Source organism: Lysobacter sp. ESA13C (assembly GCF_019970005.1).
Classification (GTDB): domain Bacteria; phylum Pseudomonadota; class Gammaproteobacteria; order Xanthomonadales; family Xanthomonadaceae; genus Lysobacter; species Lysobacter antibioticus_B.
This window is the reverse complement of sequence record NZ_JAHXYK010000009.1, coordinates 52,667-70,802: the sequence shown is the minus strand read 5'-3', so window position 1 is coordinate 70,802 and position 18,136 is coordinate 52,667. Positions and strand designations below refer to the sequence as shown.

Annotated in this window: 14 protein-coding genes; 6 read left to right on the top strand and 8 right to left on the bottom strand. The window is 68.6% G+C overall.

Going from position 1 to position 18,136, the window contains the following annotated elements; genetic code table 11:
• Positions 1-26: 26 nt before the first annotated feature.
• The 3 genes from LC490_RS17745 to LC490_RS17735 all read right to left on the bottom strand — a co-directional run bounded on the left by LC490_RS17745 (position 27) and on the right by LC490_RS17735 (position 4,379).
• Entirely contained in the window at positions 27-2,261 is a 2,235-nt protein-coding gene (locus tag LC490_RS17745; RefSeq protein ID WP_223621055.1) for a TonB-dependent receptor, read from the bottom strand.
• A 193-nt stretch (positions 2,262-2,454) separates the two neighbouring features.
• A complete protein-coding gene (locus LC490_RS17740; protein WP_223621054.1) occupies positions 2,455-4,005 on the bottom strand; it encodes a M23/M56 family metallopeptidase in 1,551 nt (516 codons plus the stop codon).
• Positions 4,002-4,379 (bottom strand): BlaI/MecI/CopY family transcriptional regulator, encoded by a 378-nt coding sequence (locus tag LC490_RS17735; RefSeq protein ID WP_031372465.1) that lies wholly within the window; start codon positions 4,377-4,379, stop codon positions 4,002-4,004. Before LC490_RS17735 ends, LC490_RS17740 begins: the two co-directional genes overlap by 4 nt.
• Positions 4,380-4,913: 534 nt before the next feature.
• Here LC490_RS17735 and LC490_RS17730 point away from each other — a divergent pair.
• The 6 genes from LC490_RS17730 (at position 4,914) to LC490_RS17705 (ending at position 12,499) form a co-directional block, all read left to right on the top strand.
• Positions 4,914-5,204 carry a glycine zipper 2TM domain-containing protein gene (locus tag LC490_RS17730; protein ID WP_223621130.1) on the top strand — a complete coding sequence of 97 codons (291 nt, stop codon included), beginning with the start codon at positions 4,914-4,916 and terminating at the stop codon, positions 5,202-5,204.
• 212 nt (positions 5,205-5,416) lie between these two features.
• Positions 5,417-6,493, top strand: a complete 1,077-nt coding sequence (gene alr / locus LC490_RS17725) for an alanine racemase (protein WP_031372463.1) — start codon at positions 5,417-5,419, stop codon at positions 6,491-6,493.
• Positions 6,494-6,865: 372 nt separating this feature from the next.
• Entirely contained in the window at positions 6,866-8,500 is a 1,635-nt protein-coding gene (locus tag LC490_RS17720; protein ID WP_036148835.1) for a S8 family serine peptidase, read from the top strand.
• Positions 8,501-8,599: 99 nt separating this feature from the next.
• The gene (locus tag LC490_RS17715) at positions 8,600-10,030 is read left to right on the top strand and encodes a deoxyribodipyrimidine photo-lyase (RefSeq protein ID WP_223621053.1); all 1,431 of its coding nucleotides are present in this window, start codon (positions 8,600-8,602) and stop codon (positions 10,028-10,030) included.
• Positions 10,031-10,170: 140 nt separating this feature from the next.
• The gene (locus LC490_RS17710; RefSeq protein WP_223621052.1) at positions 10,171-11,637 is read left to right on the top strand and encodes a wax ester/triacylglycerol synthase family O-acyltransferase; all 1,467 of its coding nucleotides are present in this window, start codon (positions 10,171-10,173) and stop codon (positions 11,635-11,637) included.
• 142 nt (positions 11,638-11,779) lie between these two features.
• On the top strand, positions 11,780-12,499 hold the full coding sequence (locus LC490_RS17705) for an OmpA family protein (RefSeq protein WP_031372459.1): 720 nt from the start codon (positions 11,780-11,782) through the stop codon (positions 12,497-12,499).
• A 105-nt stretch (positions 12,500-12,604) separates the two neighbouring features.
• Here the strand turns inward: LC490_RS17705 and LC490_RS17700 are convergent, their stop codons facing one another.
• The 5 genes from LC490_RS17700 to LC490_RS17680 form a co-directional block, all read right to left on the bottom strand.
• A complete protein-coding gene (locus LC490_RS17700) occupies positions 12,605-13,816 on the bottom strand; it encodes an FAD-dependent oxidoreductase (protein WP_223621051.1) in 1,212 nt (403 codons plus the stop codon).
• A 93-nt stretch (positions 13,817-13,909) separates the two neighbouring features.
• The gene (locus tag LC490_RS17695) at positions 13,910-14,338 is read right to left on the bottom strand and encodes a hypothetical protein (protein ID WP_051885082.1); all 429 of its coding nucleotides are present in this window, start codon (positions 14,336-14,338) and stop codon (positions 13,910-13,912) included.
• 211 nt (positions 14,339-14,549) lie between these two features.
• Positions 14,550-15,647, bottom strand: a complete 1,098-nt coding sequence (locus LC490_RS17690) for a copper resistance protein B (RefSeq protein WP_223621050.1) — start codon at positions 15,645-15,647, stop codon at positions 14,550-14,552.
• Positions 15,644-17,431: a copper resistance system multicopper oxidase gene (locus LC490_RS17685; RefSeq protein ID WP_223621049.1), complete on the bottom strand. Its 1,788-nt coding sequence runs from the start codon at positions 17,429-17,431 to the stop codon at positions 15,644-15,646. Before LC490_RS17685 ends, LC490_RS17690 begins: the two co-directional genes overlap by 4 nt.
• A gap of 161 nt (positions 17,432-17,592) precedes the next feature.
• Positions 17,593-18,027: a CopL family metal-binding regulatory protein gene (locus LC490_RS17680; protein WP_031372454.1), complete on the bottom strand. Its 435-nt coding sequence runs from the start codon at positions 18,025-18,027 to the stop codon at positions 17,593-17,595.
• Between the last annotated feature and the right edge of the window lie 109 nt (positions 18,028-18,136).

Sequence of the window (18,136 nt, the reverse complement as noted above, 5' to 3'; positions counted from 1 at the left end):
CCGTCGTCGTTTACGGACGGCGCGGTTTACAACGCAATCTCCAACTGCGCTCGCAGTAACAGCGAGGTCGGGCGCCGTCGCTGCGTGCCTTGCCAGCGTTCCTCGTCGAAATACTCCGCGCCGCTGACGATGTCCTGTTCGAGCAGGTTGCTCAGGCTCAGGCGCAACTTGCCGCGCTTGCCCAATTTCATCGAGGCATAGGCGTCGAGCTCGCGTCGCGGCGATTCGTTTTCCATTTCGTGCAAGCCGGTCCGTACCGAGCCGCCGCTGCGATGGCTGTAGCTCGCGCCGACCGTCCAAGTCGGGTTGACGACATAGTCGGCGGCCAGGGTCCCGGTCAGGCGCGGCTGGCTGTCGATGCGGTTGTGCGGGCCGGGCACGTCGTCGACCCGCGACCGGTTGCGGGTGAGGTTGAAGCGCACGTCGACCGGCAGCGCGGCGAACCAGCGCGACAGCGAGAACTTGCCGTCGACTTCGAGCCCCCAACTGCGAGCGTGGCCGCCGTTGCCCGGCAAGGCCACCCAGCGCCCGTCGATCAGCCGCGTTTCGGTGCGGATCAGATCGTCGATCTCGCGCAGGTAAGCGCCGAGGCTGAGCATCGCGCCCTGGTCCCAGTATTTTTCGTAGGCCAGGTCGAGGCCGGTCGCGAGCTCCGGGCGCAGGTCGGGATTGCCTTGCTGATCGGGGTCGAGCGCGCGGTTGTTGGTCGAGGTGTAGGGGCGCGGGATCAGCGAACGCAGTTCCGGCGCGCGGTAGCTGCGGCTCAGGCCCAGGCGGACCTGGTCGTTGCGGGTTTTGGAGAGTTTCCACAAGGACTGCAGCACCGGCGAGAGCACGCTGGCATCGTTGCGCACCGTGGCGAAGCGATTGCCTTCGCTGCGGGTGTCGATACGCTCCCAGCGCGCGCCGAGATACAGCGACCAGACCGGGCTCAGCGTCCATTCGTCCTGCGCGTACAGCGCCAGCCGCCGCAGGGTGGCGTCGAAGGAGAGGTCGCTGATCGTTTCCGGCTCGCCGCCGATGGCGCGCAGATGCTGCAGACGCGATTCGCGGCGACGTTCCAGGCCGGCCTCCCAGCCGAGTTCGAGTGCGTGCCGGCCGTTGTCGCTCGCATCGGCTTCCGATAGCGGCAAGGCGTACTTGCCGCTGGAACTCAGCGCATGCACGCGCAGCCGGCCATCGGTGGCGTCGTCGAGATTCTGATTCGCGTCGGCCCCATAGCCCTGCTCGCGGAAACGCGAACGCTCGCGATTGCCGCTGAGGCCGAGTTTGCTGCTGAGTTTGCCGGCCTGGGCGAATTCGTGGCTCCAGTGCAGGTCGGTGCGCAGTTGCACGACGTCGGTGCCGGTGAACTGGCGGTAGCGGACATGATCGAGCTCCGGGCCCAACGAAGTGGTCCAGTCGATGTCGGCGTATTTGCGGGCATGGCCGGCGTCGAGCCAGGTTTGCAGGGCCAGGGTGTCGCCGTTCTGCAGGGTCAGCTCGAAACGCGGCGCGATCGCCAGTGCGTCGCGATAGCCATCGACGCGCAGGCGGGTGTCGCGTTGCGAAGCCAGCACGCCATCGCGGTCGCGTGCGATTTCGCTGCCGGTTTCCTCGACCAGGTATTCGCGCCGCGTCAACGAGGCTTCGAGCGAACGGCTGCGATAGCCGTCGCGGCGCGAATGGCTCCAATGCAGGCTCGGCAGGTGCCGGCCGTTCGACACGCCCAAGGCCAGCTTGAATTCGTCGCTGTCGCGGCGTGCCTGCCGGCCGAGCACGATGTTGATGGTTCCGGCGATGGCGGCGCTGCGCAGGTCGGCGGTCGTGGTGCGCAGGATCTCGACCCGTTCGATCATCTCCGGCGACAGCGCGCCGAGGTCGAAACCGGGCGCGGCCGCTTGTCCGTCGATCAGCAACTGGGTGTAGCCGCTGCCCATGCCGCGCAGCGAAATCGCGCCCGAGCTGCCGGGCGCACCGGTGCCGATGCTGACGCCCGGCAAACGCTTCATCGCTTCGGCGAGACTGGCGTCGCCGAATGCGAGCAATTCGGCGCGCGTGATCACGGTGCGCGAGGCGGTGTCGTCGCGGCGCGCGTCGTGGCGTTCGCCTTCGACCACCACGGTGTCGAGTTCGGCGACCGCTGCCGCAGCAGTAGGGGATGCGGGCGCGGCCTGAGGCGGCTTGGCGCCGGCTGGGACGCAGGCCAGCATCGCCTGGAGCAGGGCCAGGCGGCATGCCTGGCGCAGCGGTGTCGAGGTGGGTGACGACGTTGATTGCATAAGGACCGGGATAGAGGGAGGCGCAGTCGCGCGACCGTCGCGCTTGGCGGCGACGGAGCGGGCGAAGATCGCGGGGCAAAGACCGGCCCTCCCCATGAGCGGGGCATTCAAACAGGCTGGCCGGGTAGGGCGGCGACGCGGTTCGCGCGTCGCCGCAGACGACTACGGAGTCATCGGGCTGATGGCATCGGGCTCATCGCAGCAGCGGCTCCGGGTCGACGCGTTGGCCGTTGTGCAGCATCTCGACGTGGACGTGCGGGCCGGTGACCTTGCCGGTGATGCCGACGCGGCCGATGCGCTCTCCGCTCACGACTTGCTGGCCGACCTGGACGTCGTAAGCCTCGAGATGGGCGTACAGCGACTGCCAGCCGCCGCCGTGATCGAGCACGACCACGGTGCCGTAGTTCGGCGCGTTGTCGTAGCGTTCGGTGGCCGCGACCACGACGCCGGCGGCCGGCGCGTGCACCGGCGTGCCGCGTGCCGCGGTGAAGTCGAGGCCGCGATGCGGGTTGCTGCGCGGCGGGCCGATTTCGCCGAAGTGGCCGCTGATCTTCGGCTTGCGCATCGGCGAGGAGAAGTCGATCTCCACACTGGCCGCGGTCGCGGCTGCGGTCGCGGCGACGGCTGGGCCGGGTGCCGGCTTGGCCACTGCTTTGGCCGCAGCGCTCGTCGGACTGATCGTGGCGGCTGGCGCGGTCGTTGCCGGCGTCGCGGCGATCTGCACCGAGGCGATCGCGGCGCCTGCGACCAGCGCCGTCGCTGCCAGCACCCAGCGCAAAGCCGGGGGCACGCGGCGACGCCGGTCGCCCTCAATCATGTGGGCGATGCGCAGCCGGTGATGGCCAGGGTCCTTGCGCGAGAACGCTGCGGCCGAGGCCGGCAAGGGCACGCCGGCGGACAGGCGCAAGGTCTGCAGATAGGCCTGGGCATAGCTGCGGCGGCGGTCGGCGCGGTCGGCGATGGCGGCGGCGTCGCAGCGCAGCTCGGCGGCGATCTGCACGCGTTGGGCGATCAGGCGCAGGAAGGGATCGAACCACAGCAGCACCTGGACCAGGCGCATCCCGGCGGCGCGCTGCGGGTCGCGGCGGGCGAGGTGGGCGGCCTCGTGGCGCAGCACCATGCGCAGTTGTTCATCGCTCATCTGCGCGCTCAACACCGTCGGGACCAGGATGGTCGGCCGCGGCAGGCAGACCGCGAACGGGCTCGTCGCATCGTCGATGCTGCGCACCTCGATGCCGGCCTCGGCCAAGCGCCGGCATTCAGCGGCGACCGAAGCGTCGTTGAGCGCGCCACCGGGCGTGCCGTCGAAGGGACGCGAAGCGGCGACGATGCGGCGCACCGCACGCAGCCCCGAGCACCAGCGCAGCGCGGCGACGATCGCGCCGCTGAGATACAAGGCGGCCAGCAACGGTTCGAGCCAATCGCGCAGCGCGGTCGTCGCGGCCGTCGCGACCGGCGGCGTCGCGCCGGTCATGCCCGGCCAGACGCCGCCATCGCTCAACATCGGCAGCGGCAGGCTGGGCGTTATCGGCCACGATGGGGTCTCCGGCCCGAGCCAACGCAAGGCGAGTGCCGCCGCGGTCGGCAACGCCGCCAGCGTCCATACCCCGAGCCAGTAAGCGCGCGAGGCATGCGACAGACGCAGGGCACGATGCAGGCCGAGCCCTGCGACCCAAGCCAGCGCGCCGGTCGCCAGACAGGCGCCCAGGTGCAGCGACCAGAACTCGAGGCTGGGCAAGGTCATGCCTGCGACTCCGGTTCGCCGTCGCGCAGCATCGCTTCGAGCTGGTCGATCTCGTCTTCGTTGAGCAGACGGCTGTCGGCGAAGGCCTGGGTCGGCAGCGGCCCGTCGATTTCGAGCACGCGCTTGGCGAAGTCGCTGCTCAGCGCGGCGAGCACCGCGACCTTGCCGACCGCGGCACGGTAGACGTTGAGCCCGTGCTCGCCGATTTCCTCGACCAGGCCCTTGTCGACCATGCGTTCGAGGGTCTTGCGCGTCGACGAATACGACCAGTCCAGCAGCGGCGCGACGCGCTCGTGCAACTCGCGTGCGCTGCAGGCGTTTTCGCGCCACAGGCACTTCAGCAATTCCAGTTCGGCATTCGACGGGCGGATCATCGCGGGGCTCCCAGCGTCAGATGTCGTAAACATGCGACAAGTGTCGCATGGTGTCAAGCCGAGCGAATCACGGCAGCGATCGAGGGGCTCGGTAGCCAATGCTGGGCTGCTGGCGCGGCGACGCAGCGTTCGCGGGGCCGCCAAGCGTGGCTTCCGTAAACGGCCGGTCGCAACTGTGCCGGCATCGAATCGGCGACGGCATCGGCGCGAGCGAATGCGCCGGCGAGCGACCTCGTTGTGTATCTCGATTCGAAGCCGTCACTGCATCGCGCATCGACGCGGCAGTCGCGATGCGCGTCGTACGCGCAGCGCGTCGCAGATTCGTCGAACGACCGTGTCGAGACGCACGCATGCCTGCGCGCGTTCAGCATCGCGACGTTAGCCTTGCGAACATGCGCGGCAGCGGCGTTGCGACTGGGTTGACGCAGTCGTGACGGATGCTGGCGCATCGTGCATCCCGTCCATATTCCTATCGGTGAGTCCATGAACTCCAAGCTCAAATCCACGATCGCCGTCGCCCTGATGTCCTGCGTCATGGTGACCGGCGCGGCTACCGCGCAGACCAAGTCCAAGTCCAAGGCGCACCAGCCGCGTTGCTACGACGTCGAAGTGCAGCGTCCGAAGCAGATCAAGGATCAACACAAGATCGCCGGCACCGCCATCGGTGCGGTCGCGGGCGGCCTGCTGGGCAACCAGGTCGGCGGCGGCAGCGGCAAGAAGCTGGCGACTGCGGCCGGTGCGGTCGGCGGCGCCTTCGCCGGTCGCAAGATCCAGGAAAACCAGCAGAACAAGATGGAAACCGTGATCGAGCGCCGCTGCGACTGAGCCGCGTCGGCCCCGAACCGATCGGTTTCGACCCGATCGGTCCGTCCTGACCGGTCCTGACCCGATCGGTCTCGACCCAAAGCCGCGCAGGGTTCGCCCCGCGCGGTTTTTTCTTGGGCGAGGTTTTGCCGCTCGCGTCGTTTGCGCGGGATCGTTGCGGCGACTCGCATGCGAGCGTTCTGGCGCGCATCGGCGCCCGCTAGAATAGGCGCATGGCACGACCGACTTCCGCAAGCATCCACACCGACGCGCTGCGTCATAACCTCGCCCAGGCGCGCAGCATGGCGCCGCACAGCCGGGTCATGGCGGTGGTCAAGGCCGACGGCTACGGCCATGGTCTGGAGCGCGTGGCGCGGGCGCTCGAAGGCGCCGACGCGTTCGGCGTGGCGGCCTTGTCCGACGCCGACCGCCTGCGCGCGGCCGGTCTGTCGCAGCCGATCGTGTTGCTGTCGGGCTTCGACGAAGCCGACGACCTGCCGCAGCTGCGCCGGCTCGGCGTCGAGACCGTGGTCCATCACATCAGTCAGGTCGAGATGCTCGAACAGGCCGCTGCCGGCGAGCCGATCCGTTGCTGGCTCAAGGTCGACAGCGGCATGCACCGGCTCGGCTTCGCTCCGCAGGACGTGCGCGAGGCGCATGCGCGCCTGGCCGCAGCGTCGAGCGTGGCCGAGGGCATCGTGCTGATGAATCACTTCGCCAGCTCCGACGAATTCGACAAGCCGCAGACGCGCCAGCAATTGCAGGCCTTCGCCGCGGCCACTACTGACCTGCCGGGTTCGCGTTCGCTGGCCAATTCCGCGGCCGTGCTCGGCTGGCCCGATGCCCACGCCGACTGGATCCGGCCGGGCGGCCTGCTGTACGGCATCAGCGCGGTGGAAGGGCGCACCGGCGCCGACTTCGGCCTGCGTCCGGCGATGACCCTGTCGACGCGCCTGATCGCGGTCAACCGGGTCGGCAAGGGCGAACGCATCGGCTACGCCGCGACCTGGGAATGCCCCGAAGACATGCTGGTCGGCGTGGCTGCGATCGGCTACGGCGACGGCTACCCGCGTGCGGCGCCCTCGGGCACGCCGGTGCGGGTCGCCGGCCACGACACCCAGGTCATCGGCCGGGTCTCGATGGACCTGATGACGATCGACCTGCGCGGCGTCCCCGAGGCCAAGGTCGGCGACCCGGTGGTGTTGTGGGGGCCGGAATTGCCGGTCGAACGCATCGCCGAGGCCAGCGGCACCATCGGTTATGAGCTGACTTGCTCGATCACCCGGCGGGTACGCTTCGTCGAAGCCTGAGCGCCTCGGCGGCTGCGACCCTGATCCAGGGCAGGGCAGGACCGCCTCGCAGGTGCCCGCTCGCGGGCGCTGGTCGCCCCGGTCTCGGCTGGCGTCGCGAGGTCGCGAATCGGCCGCCGAGCCCTCTCCCGCAGGGGGCTCCGAAAGGCGCAACGCTTAAACGGGATGACCTCCCTACAGGCCGCAAAAAGCGGCATTCATCAGCATAAATTTGTGATGTACATCACAAATTTATGATTCATCTGGGCGATTCCTCCCATTCCCAGCCGATCCCCGAGCGCGCTAGCGTCGCTGGAGCGTCGCGGCCAAGACCGCACGCGGCTAACCGGCCCGGACCGCGTCCGGGCCGCAATCTATCTCGGGGAGTCACGAATGAAGCAACGCAATTTGGTGAGCGCACTGGGTCTGGGCCTGGCGATGATGGTCGCTTCGAGCATGGCCAATGCCGAAGGTCCGAACCCGAACCGGGTCTGGGTCAAGTTCAAGTCCGGTGCCGGCGCGGGCGCCGCCAACCGCGGCCTGGTCCAGGCCAACGTGCAGCAGAAGGTGCAGGCGTTGCGTACCCGGCTGGCCGCCGCCCACGGCGGCGACGCCACGGTCAACTTCCAGTTCGACAAGCTCAATGCCGCGGTGCTGACCCTGCCGTCGGCCGATGCGGTCAAGGCCCTGCGCGACAACCCCGATGTCGAGTCGGTCGAGATCGACCAGCCGCGCTATCCGATGGCGCAGAGCGTTCCCTACGGTATCGACCAGGTCCAGGCCCGCGACGTATGGGACGCCAATCGCGACGGCGTCATCGACACCGGGGCGGCCACCGGCGAAGGCATCAAGGTTTGCGTGATCGACTCGGGCATCAATTCGGGCCACGAGGATTTCGCCGGCATCGCCATCACCGGTTATCCGACCGGCTGGAACACCGACACCTGCGGGCACGGCACCCACGTCGCCGGCACCATCGCCGCGGCCAACAACAGCACCGGCGTGGTCGGCGTCAGCCCGGGCAAGGTCTCGCTGCACATCGTCAAGATCTTCGGCAGCAACGGCTACAACGGCAGCAGCCACGGCCAGTGCTCGTGGACCTACAGCTCGACCCTGGTCGACGCGGCCAACCGCTGCGCCGCGGCCGGCGCCAAGATCATCAACATGAGCCTGGGCGGCGGCGGCAGCTCCACCACCGAGAGCAACGCCTTCCAGACCTTGGCCAACAACGGCGTGCTGAGCATCGCCGCGGCCGGCAACGACGGCAACGCGACCCTGAGCTACCCGGCTTCGTACCCGAGCGTGGTGTCGGTGGCGGCGATCGACCAGAACAACGCCAAGGCCGATTTCTCGCAGTTCAACAGCGAAGTCGAACTCGCCGCGCCGGGCGTGGACACCTACAGCACCACGCCGCTGGCCAACGACCCGCTGGTGGTCGGCAACAGCCAGTTCGCCGCCAACCCGATCAGCGGTTCGAAGCAGACCACCGCCAGCGCCGGTTGGGTCAACGGCGGCCAGTGCACGGCCTCGTCGAACACCTGGCGCAACAAAGTCGTGCTGTGCCAGCGCGGCACCAACACCTTCACCGACAAGGCGACCAAGGTGAAGACCGGCCGCGGCCTGGCCATGGTGGTCTACAACAACGTCGACGGCCCGCTGCAGGCCGGTCTGTACAGCTCGGCCACGCCGCCGCAGCCGGTCACCAGCACGCTGCCGGCCGTGGGCATCAGCAAGGCCGACGGCGAAACCATCATCGCCACCCTGGCCGGGCAGACCGCCACCGTCGATGCGACCCCGTCGGTCAGCAACGTGGCCTACGAGAACAAGAGCGGTACCTCGATGGCGACCCCGCACGTGTCCGGCGTGGCGGCGGTGGTGTGGAGCGCCAAGCCGACCGCGACCGCGCAGCAGGTCCGCGACGCCCTGGCGACCACCGCGGTCGACCTGGATGCGGCCGGCCGCGACAACAACACCGGCTGGGGCCTGGTCCAGACCCAGGCCGCGATCACGGAACTGCAGTCCCAGTAAGCGGGGATCGCACGGACGGGGTTCGAGCATGAACCCCGTCCGTTCCGGACGCCGGGGGACGCGGCATACTGCCGCCTCCTCGACCTTGCGGCTGCCGCAATGCCCGACGCCAACGCGACCGCGCTGATCTGGTTCCGCAACGATTTGCGCCTGGCCGATCATCCTGCGTTGCGTGCCGCGCTGGAGGCCGGTTACACCCCGATCCCGATCTACATCCATGCCCCCGACGAGCACGCCAGTTGGCGTCCCGGTGCGGCGTCGGATGCCTGGCGGCAGCGCTCGCTCGCCGCGCTCGATCGCGACCTGCGTAAACGCGGCTCGCACCTGCGCCATTTCTTCGGTCCCAGCCTGGCCACGCTGCAGTCGCTGATTCTCGCCACCGACGCCCAGGCGGTGTTCTGGAACCGCCGCTACGAGCCGCACATCGAACGTCGCGACACCAAGATCAAGCAGACCCTGCGCGGCATGGGCCTGGAAGTCGAAAGCTTCAACAGCGCGCTGATGTTCGAGCCGTGGACCTTGCGGACCAAGCAAGGCGGGCCGTTCAAAGTGTTCACCCCGTACTGGCGTTCGGCCCTGGCGAACTGGAAGGAGGAGCCCTCGTGGGAGCCGCCGGCCTCGCTGCCGAGCACCCGCGAAGGGCCGGACGGCGTGCCGCTGGCCGCACTCAAGCTGGCGCCGGAGCGCGACTGGGCCGAACCGTTCTGGAGCCATTGGACGCCGGGCGAGGCCGGCGCCCGGGCGGCGCTGGAGACCTTCGTTGACGGCGCTTTGCGCGGCTACACCGAACAACGCGACCGCCCCGACCGGGTCGGCACTTCGCGGCTGTCGCCGCATCTGCATTTCGGCGAGATCGCGCCGTGGCGAGTGGCCAGCGCGCTGCGCGAGCATCGCAACGCCGGCAATGCCCGCGACGTCGACTCGGCGGTGCGCGAGCTGGGTTGGCGCGAGTTCGCCCATCACCTGTTGCATCACTTTCCCGAAACGCCCGAACAGAACTTCAATCCGCGCTTCGCCGATTTCGACTGGGCGCGGGTGGCGCAGCCGCGCCTGGAAGCCTGGCAGCAGGGCCGCACCGGCATCCCGATCGTCGACGCCGGCATGCGCGAGCTGTGGGCCACCGGCTGGATGCACAACCGCGTGCGCATGATCGTGGCGAGCTATCTGACCAAACACCTGCGCTATCACTGGCGCCACGGTGCGCGCTGGTTTTGGGACACCCTGGTCGACGCCGACCTGGCCAACAACAGCCTCGGCTGGCAATGGGTCGCCGGCACCGGCGCCGATGCCGCGCCGTATTTCCGCGTGTTCAATCCCGTGACCCAGTCGGAGAAGTTCGATCCCGACGGCGATTACATCGCACGCTGGGTGCCCGAGCTCGCCGGCCTGCCGGTGCCGCTGCGCTTCGCGCCCTGGCACGATGCGGCCTTGCTGCGCAAACACGCGCCCGACTATCCGCCGCATCCGCTGGTCGACCTGGCGGCGGGCCGCGACGACGCGCTCGAGGCCTACCGCAAGTTGCGCGAGTAGGACGAAGGCGAGGGCGCTGCGGCGTGCGTGGCGTCGCAAGCCGCGCTCGGCGGGCGCGTCGAGCGCCCGCTTCGGCGCGGCTCGCGTTGACGCCGCTCGCGGCAGCGTGATTCACTCGACGCTGACGCTTGGGAGGGCGCATGGCCAAAGCAGAAGCGGGGGCAACATCGCGCAAACGCGCGCGTCGCGAGGCGATGTCGCGGGTCGACACGGCCTGGTTGCGAATGGAACGGCCGACCAATCCGATGATGATCACCGGCGTGCTGATGTTCGCCGAGCCGATGTCGCTGGACGCCCTCAAGCGCGTGGTGAAGCAGCGTTTCCTGGCCTATACGCGTTTCAGCCAGAAGGCCGTGGACACCGCCGCGGGCGCCTATTGGCAGACCGACGAAGACTTCGACCTGGACTGGCACGTCCAGCACACGGCCTTGCCGGGGCGCGGCGGCAAGCGCGGCCTGGAGCGTTTCGTCAGCCAGCTGGCGTCGAGCCCGCTCGACGGCAGCCGGCCGCTTTGGCAGTTCCACTTGGTCGAGCGCTACAACGGCGGCTCGGCGCTGATCGCGCGGATCCACCACAGCTATGCCGACGGCATCGCCTTGGTCCAGGTGCTGCTGTCGTTGACCGACACCACCGCCGAGCCGGCCAAGGGCAGCGACCTCGCGCACGCCTGGCTCAAGCAGGACGGCGTTGAAGTCGCGCGCCGCGTCGGCGCGGTCGACCGCTACATGAAGCTCGGCAGCAAGGTGGTCGAGAAGAGCATGGAGATGTATCGCGACCCGACCCTCGCCGCGATGCTGGCGAAGGAGGGCGGCGAGATCGCCCGCGAATTGCTGCATGCCTTGTCGCTGCCGGACGACCCGCCGTCGCTGCTGCGCGGCAAGCTCGGCGTCAGCAAGCGCGTGGCCTGGGCCGAGCCGCTGGACCTGGAAGAGGTCAAGGCAGTCGGTCGCGCCTGCGATTGCACGGTCAACGACGTGTTGATGGCGACCGCGGCCGGCGCGCTGCGCAGCTACATGATCGAGCGCGGCGACAACGTCGACGGGCTGACCCTGCGCGCGACCGTACCCGTCAACCTGCGTCCGCTCGAACACGCGCGCAAGCTCGGCAACCATTTCGGCCTGGTCTTCCTCGACCTGCCGGTCGGCGAGGACAACCCGATTCGGCGGGTGGAACGCGTCGCCGAGTGCATGAACAATCTCAAGAATTCACGCCAAGCCATTGTTGCATTTGGTCTTTTGGCCGCGCTCGGAATGGCGCCGGCGCAAGTGCAAGGCTTGGCGTTGGAGCTTTTCAGCCGCAAGGCCACGGCGGTGGCGACCAATGTGCCGGGCCCGCAGCAACCGCTGTACCTGGCCGGCTGTCGTCTCGACGAGATGATGTTCTGGGTGCCGCAGACGGGCTCGATCGGCATCGGTATCTCGATCCTGAGCTACAACGGCCGCGTGCATTTCGGCTTGATCGCCGACGGCAAGCTGATCCCCGATCCGGACGCGGTGATCCAGCGCTTCGGCAGCGAATTCGACAAGCTGCTGTACCTGTCGCTGATGGGCAATTGGGACGTCACCCTCAATGCCGAGGCCGCCGACGCCCTGATGCCGGCGCTTTGACGGTCTAGCGACCGACGGCAGCGGTCTGCGGTGCGCGGACCGCTCGCCGACCGCGACCTGAATGTGGATCTCCCTCGTCACTCGTCCGCGACGGCGGCGTGATTAGCTTGTCTGCGTCCCGCAACACAGACGAGGAATTCCCATGAACACCCAGATCAAGCTCGCCCTGGCCGCTGCCAGCATGACCGTGTTGCTCGCCGGTTGCGCCACCGGCGGTGGCGGCTACTACGGCGGCCAGCAGCAACCGTATCCGGGCCAGAACCCGCCGCCGGAACAGCAGGGCGGCATGAACCGCACCCAGAAGGGCGCCCTGATCGGCGCGCTCGCCGGCGTCGCGGCCGGCCTGCTCAGCGGCGACGATGCCACCGAACGCCGCCAGCGCGCCCTGATCGGCGCCGGTGTCGGCGGCCTCGCCGGCGGCGCCATCGGCAACTACCAGGACCGCCAGGAACGCGCGCTGCGCGACCGCATGGCCGGCACCGGCGTCGACGTGGTCCGCCAGGGCGACAACATCACCCTGAACATGCCGAGCAACATCACCTTCGCCTTCAACAGCGCCAGCCTCGACCCGCAGTTCTATTCGGTGCTCGACAACGTCGCCAGCACCCTGACCGAGTACAACCAGACCATCGTCGAGGTGGCCGGCCACACCGACAGCATCGGCAGCGACGCGGTCAATCAGCGTCTGTCCGAGCAGCGTGCCGCGAGCGTCGGCAACTACCTGATGTCGAAGGGCCTGGTGCGCGATCGCTTCATCCTGACCGGCGCCGGCAAGACCCGCCCGATCGCCAGCAACGACACCGATGCCGGCCGCGCCCAGAATCGCCGCGTCGAGATCACCCTGGTGCCGGTGCGTTCCTGATGGGCTAGACGAGAGACGGCGGTCGCCGCCTCGGCTTGCAACATCGCATTACCAGAACGGGCCGCATCGCGGCCCGTTTTGTCTGGGGCCGACGAAGGCCTGGCCTCAGCCCGCTCGCTCGAACGAGAACAGCCGCGCCAGCGGATGCGGCCGGCGTTCGATCGCGGCCCGCAACAGCCCGGCGCCGATCATGCTGTAGGTGATGCCGTTGCCGCCGTAGGCCATGGCGAACTGCACGCGCCGGCCGTACTGCGGATGCGCACCGAACCAGGGCAGGCCGTCGGCGGTTTCGGCGAAGGTGCCGGCCCAGGCGAAGGCCGGTTGCAGTTGCAGGCCGGGAAAGCGCTCGCCGATCTTGCGCACCAGCTTGCGTGCGCGCGACTCGACCCGGCGGTCGCGCCGCGCCGGCACATCGACGGCATCGTCGCAGCCGCCGACGATCAGGCGGCCGTCGCCGGTGGCGCGCAGATACAGGTACGGGCGCGCCGATTCCCAGACCAGGGTTTTGTCGAGTCGACCCAATTGCCCGGCTTCGAGCGGATCGGTAACGAAGGCGTAACTGCTGCGATTGCGTGCCAGGCGCCGATCGATCCATTGCTGTCCGGCGTAACCGGCGGCGATCACCGCGTGCTCGGCACGGATCCGGATACCTTCGCCGGTGCGCAATTCGACCGAACGCGAAGTCGCGCGCAGGTGCTCGATGTGGGTGCGGTCGTACACGCCGACGCCGCGCCGTTGCAAGCGCGCCAACAGCCGCAAAGTCAATCGATACGGGTCGACCGTCGCGGCGCAGGCGCTGAGGATCGCGCCCGGGGCTTTCAGTCCGTAGTCCTGCGCCAGTGCTTGCCCGTCGAGCCAACGCAGCTTCAGGCCGTGGCGCTGGCGCAGTGCGGCCTCGTTGCGCAGCACCGGCACATGCGCGGGCTTGCTGGCGAAATACAGGCTGGAGCAGCGCTGGAAATCCACGTCGCGCAGTTCGCGCGCGATCGCCTGCAGGGCCGGAATCGCCTCGGCGCAGGTGCGGTAGGCGAGGGCGGCCTGGTCTTCGCCGTATTGCCGGCACAGATCGCTCAGGTGGGTGTCGATTTCGTACTGCAGCAAGGCCGTGCTCGCAGCGGTGCTGCCCCAGCCGATGTCGCGTTGTTCGACGACGGCGACGTCGTGGCCGTGCGCGGCCAGTTCGTCGGCGATCAGAGCGCCGCTGATGCCGCCGCCGATCACCGCCACTTCGCAGCGCAGGTCTTCGCTCAAACGCGGAAACGCATGCATGAGGCCGTTGCGGATCGGCCAGAACGGGTAGCCGCTTTTCAGGTCCATGCGTTGGCGAGCCGGGACGACATGCGCCCAGCAGAACCGTTGCGACGTCGTCGCAGGGTGATCGTGCGGAGCCTCAGGCCCCGCGGCGGGCCGTCAGTGACGGACTTCGCTGGCTTCGTGCAGGCCACCAAGGCCGGGCTGCGGCTCGACCGCGAGCTCTTTTTCCAGTTCGACCCGGAACTCCTCGAAGCTCAAGCCGCGTTCGGCGACTTCGGTCTGCGCCGCGGTGCGCAGCGCGGCCGAACAGCCCAGGCTGACTTCGCGGCCTTCGCCGCGGTGCAGCGATGCGGCGCGTTCGAGCAGGGCGAGGACCCGCGCCGCGCTTTCCGAACCGCCGACGATGCGGCCGCCGAGACCGAGCGTCCACTCGCCTTCGCGGCGCACGATGCCGCCGAGCAGACGCCCCTGGGCGTCGCGCAATTCGGCATGCGGCTCGATGCTCGGACCGGGCAGGGGCGCGTTGCGGGCCTTGGCGATCTTGCGTTTCTTGGCGTCGCGGCGGGCCTTGGAATTGATCGACATATGTTCCTCGGCTCAGCCGGTTCGTCCTGGAAAGATCATAGCCTGTCGAGGTGATGGGGCCATAGCGTCGGGCCGGGCAGAGGCCCGGCCCGCTTCAGTCCGCAGCCAGATTGCGGACTGTGGCCGGCCCTGCGCGGGCCGGCTTCGGTGGTGCGCCCGGCCGCTATGGCCGGGCGCACTCGCGCGGTGCATGCTCAAGATCGGCGCGGGTTCAGAACCACAGCCGCATGCCGGCGACCAGACGGGTGTCCTCGACGCTTTCGCCTGCGTCGCGGCGGTAGTCCGCGGTGCCGCCGAACGCGCGTTCCCAAGTCACGCCGACATAGGGCGCGAACCGGCGGGTGATCTCGTAGCGCAGGCGCAGCCCGGCCTCGACGCTGCTCAGGCCCGAGCCGATGCCGCGTTGCGGGTCGTCGCGGCCGGACAGGTCGATCTCGATCAGCGGTTGCAGGATCAGGCGATTGGTCAGCAGCAATTCGTACTCGGCCTCCAGGTTCAATGCCGTGCGTCCCGACTCGCCGATGTAGGCCGTCGCGGCGACCTCGAACTTGTACGGCGACAGGCCTTGCACGCCGATCGCCGCCCAGGTCTGCGAACCCGCCGGTGCGAAGTCGTGCTTGACGCCGGCGACGAGGTCCCACCACGGCGATATTGCGCGGCCGTACAGGACTTCCAGATCGGCCGACTCGGTCCGCCCGTGTTCGCGCTCGCCTTCGCTGCGCAGCCACAACCGATCGGTATCGGTGCCGACCCAGCCCTGGGCTTCCCAGGCTTGGGCGCTGCCGTGTTCGACCTCGACCGCTTCCAGCCGGTTGATCAGCAGATAGCTGTTGACCGCCGGCGCATGGCGCATGTGATGCGACACCGGCGGGAACGCCGCGGCGCGATCGGCGTCGGTCGGGGTCGGGATCGGCTCACGCGGTTCGCCCGAGGGCGGTGTGCTGCCTGCGTGCTGCCTGCCCGAATGATCCATGCCCGAGTGGCCCATCTGCGAGTGGTCCATTTTGGAATGATCCATTTGCGAGTGATCCGTCTTCGAACGATCCTCGGGCGTCGACGCGGCAGGCGTCTGTGTGCGCGGCGGATCCTGCATCGTCGCGTGGTCCATCTGCGAGTGATCCATCGCTGCGTGATCCACCGGCGAATGCTTCGATGCTTTCGCATCGGCCGCAGCCGGTTCGACGGCGGGCTTGCCGGCGGTTTGTCGTGCGGCGTGATCGGTGTGATCCATCGTCTGCGCGGTGACGCCGCCGGCCCAGAGCAAGGCGAGCGTCAGCGCGGAACGATGCAAAGTGCGTGAGGTCTTCATTCTTCGACCCTCACTTCGCGCATCATCCCGGCTTCCATGTGGTACAGCAGGTGGCAGTGATAGGCCCAACGCCCGAGTGCGTCGGCGCGTACCCGATAGCTGCGTCGCGTGCCCGGCGGCATGTCGATGGTGTGCTTGCGTACCTGGAACTCGCCTTGCTCGTTCTCCAGGTCGCTCCACAAGCCATGCAGATGGATCGGGTGGGTCATCATGGTGTCGTTGACCAGAACGATGCGCAGGCGTTCGCCGTAGGTCATGCGGATCGGATCGGCGCCTTCGAATTTCTGGCCGTCGAAGGACCAGGCGAACTTCTCCATGTGGCCGGTGAGGTGCAGCTCGATCTCGCGGCTCGGCTCGCGTCCGTCGGGGTCGTCGAACAGGCTGCGCAGGTCCGCGTAGGCCAGCACCTTGCGGCCGTTGCCGCGCAGACCGATGCCGGGGTCGTCGAGCTTGGCCGAGGTCGACATCGTGCGCATGTCGATCAGGCGTTCGTCGCCCGCGCTCGGCTTGCCCGCCGCGCCGCTGTCCTTCATCGCGGCATGATCCATGCCGGCCATGCCCATGTTCGCGCCGCAGCCGCCTTCCATGCCCTTCATCTGCGACATGTCGTGACCGGCGCCATGCGACATGCCGCCGTGGCCCATGTCGTCCATGGTCAGCAGCGGGCGCGGGTCGTTGCGCGGCACTTCGGCCTGCAGGCCTTCGCGCACCGCCAGGGTGCCGCGGGCATGGCCGGTACGGGCATTGTCCTGGGCGAAGATGGTGTAGGCGTCCTGGCCCGAGGGTTCGACCAACACGTCGTAGGTCTCGGCGACGGCGATGCGGAACTCGTCGACGCTGACCGGGTGTATGTACTGGCCGTCGGCAGCGACCACGGTCATCTTCAGGCCGGGGATGCGCACGTCGAAATAAGTCATCGCCGAGCCATTGACGAAGCGCAGCAGCACTTTCTCGCCGGGCCGGAACAGGCCGGTCCAGTTGCCCGCGGGCGCGACGCCGTTGAGCAGATAGGTGTAGGTGTGGCCGTTGACGTCGGACAGGTCGGTCGGGGTCATGCGCATGCGCCCCCAGTCGCCGCGGTCGCGCAGGGTCGCGGCGAGGCCGCGCTCGCGCGCATCGCGCATGAAGTCGCCGACCGTGCGCTTGTAGTAGTTGTCGTAGCTCGACATCTTCTTCAAGCGTCGGAACAGTGCGCCCGGGTCGAGGTCGGTCCAGTCCGACAGCAGCACCACGTGCTCGCGGTCGAAATGGAAGGGCGCGGCCTCGCGCGGATCGATCACGATGGCGCCGTACAGGCCGGCCTGTTCCTGGAACAGCGAGTGGCTGTGATACCAGTAAGTGCCCGACTGGCCGACGCGGAAGCGATAGGTGTAGGTCTCGCCGGGATGGATGCCGTCGAAGCTGAAACCGGGCACGCCGTCCATGTTGGACGGCAGGATCAGACCGTGCCAATGGATCGAGGACATGCCCTCGGCCAGGCGGTTGGCGACGCGCAAGGTGACGGTGTCGCCCTCGCGCCAGCGCAGGATCGGCGCCGGCAAGGTGCCGTTGACGGTGATCGCCGGGCGCGTGCGGCCGGTGAAATTGACCTGCGCGGCGCCGATCGAGAGGTCGAACTCGGTGCCGCGCAAGGTCTGCGCCGTGCCGGCCAGGCCGGTCGAGGCGAATGCGGAATGCCACAGGCCGGTGCCTGCGGCGAGGCCGCCCACGGCCAGGCCGGTGACGAAGCGGCGGCGGCCGGCATCGATCGGCGCGGCGCCGTCGAAGCGGTTGAATCGATTCATGAGGTTCTTCCTGTTGGCGGAAGAGTCGCAACGGTGTGCGAAGCGCGCAGTCCGCAACGGCCGGTCGAGCCGGCGTACGAAGCTTGCGCGGGCGGGCGGCGCAGGGCGCGGTGTAAGCGCCTGGGCCGCGGGCCGGGCGCGAAGCCCCGGCCTGACGGATCTCAGGCGATAGGAGGCCGGATCGGCAGGCTCGACACGCCGCTGGGTGCGGCGGCTTCGACGGGCAGAGCGAGCAAGGTGTTCGACAACTGCGGCGGCACCGGCAGGGCGATGCGCACGATGGCGACCGCCTGCAGGCAATCGCACTGGCAACGGAACTTGCCGCAGCAATCGTCGGCGGCTTCCTGGTCCGGTTCGGCGGGCGCTTGCGGCTGCGCCGCGTGGGCAGGGGCTGCGCCCATGTCGTGGCAATCGGCGTCCATGGCCGTCTGCGTGCCCGTCGCCATTGCCGGCTCAGCCAACGGCGGCATCGCCATGGGAGTCGAAGAGGCATGCATGGCATGAGCGCCGCCCACCGACATCGTCGCCGCGGCGTAGCCATTGAGGCTGATCGCCACGATCAACAGCACGCGCAGCAGGAGCGGGAAATAGGTCATGGAGCGTCGGATCGGAGACGGCACAGGATGCGGCAGGAGACGGGACAGTTTCAACGGTTTCCGGATTCGCCGCGTTAACCGTTCGTGAGAGGCGCTGTCGACACGATGG

What these genes read in the sequence shown, in the direction of transcription:
- LC490_RS17745 (WP_223621055.1), bottom strand. Translation starts at nt 2,261, where the DNA reads ATGCAATCAACGTCGTCACCCACCTCGACACCGCTGCGCCAGGCATGC.
- LC490_RS17740 (WP_223621054.1), bottom strand. Translation starts at nt 4,005, where the DNA reads ATGACCTTGCCCAGCCTCGAGTTCTGGTCGCTGCACCTGGGCGCCTGT.
- LC490_RS17735 (WP_031372465.1), bottom strand. Translation starts at nt 4,379, where the DNA reads ATGATCCGCCCGTCGAATGCCGAACTGGAATTGCTGAAGTGCCTGTGG.
- LC490_RS17730 (WP_223621130.1), top strand. Translation starts at nt 4,914, where the DNA reads ATGGTGACCGGCGCGGCTACCGCGCAGACCAAGTCCAAGTCCAAGGCG.
- alr (WP_031372463.1), top strand. Translation starts at nt 5,417, where the DNA reads ATGGCACGACCGACTTCCGCAAGCATCCACACCGACGCGCTGCGTCAT.
- LC490_RS17720 (WP_036148835.1), top strand. Translation starts at nt 6,866, where the DNA reads ATGAAGCAACGCAATTTGGTGAGCGCACTGGGTCTGGGCCTGGCGATG.
- LC490_RS17715 (WP_223621053.1), top strand. Translation starts at nt 8,600, where the DNA reads ATGCCCGACGCCAACGCGACCGCGCTGATCTGGTTCCGCAACGATTTG.
- LC490_RS17710 (WP_223621052.1), top strand. Translation starts at nt 10,171, where the DNA reads ATGGCCAAAGCAGAAGCGGGGGCAACATCGCGCAAACGCGCGCGTCGC.
- LC490_RS17705 (WP_031372459.1), top strand. Translation starts at nt 11,780, where the DNA reads ATGAACACCCAGATCAAGCTCGCCCTGGCCGCTGCCAGCATGACCGTG.
- LC490_RS17700 (WP_223621051.1), bottom strand. Translation starts at nt 13,816, where the DNA reads ATGGACCTGAAAAGCGGCTACCCGTTCTGGCCGATCCGCAACGGCCTC.
- LC490_RS17695 (WP_051885082.1), bottom strand. Translation starts at nt 14,338, where the DNA reads ATGTCGATCAATTCCAAGGCCCGCCGCGACGCCAAGAAACGCAAGATC.
- LC490_RS17690 (WP_223621050.1), bottom strand. Translation starts at nt 15,647, where the DNA reads ATGAAGACCTCACGCACTTTGCATCGTTCCGCGCTGACGCTCGCCTTG.
- LC490_RS17685 (WP_223621049.1), bottom strand. Translation starts at nt 17,431, where the DNA reads ATGAATCGATTCAACCGCTTCGACGGCGCCGCGCCGATCGATGCCGGC.
- LC490_RS17680 (WP_031372454.1), bottom strand. Translation starts at nt 18,027, where the DNA reads ATGACCTATTTCCCGCTCCTGCTGCGCGTGCTGTTGATCGTGGCGATC.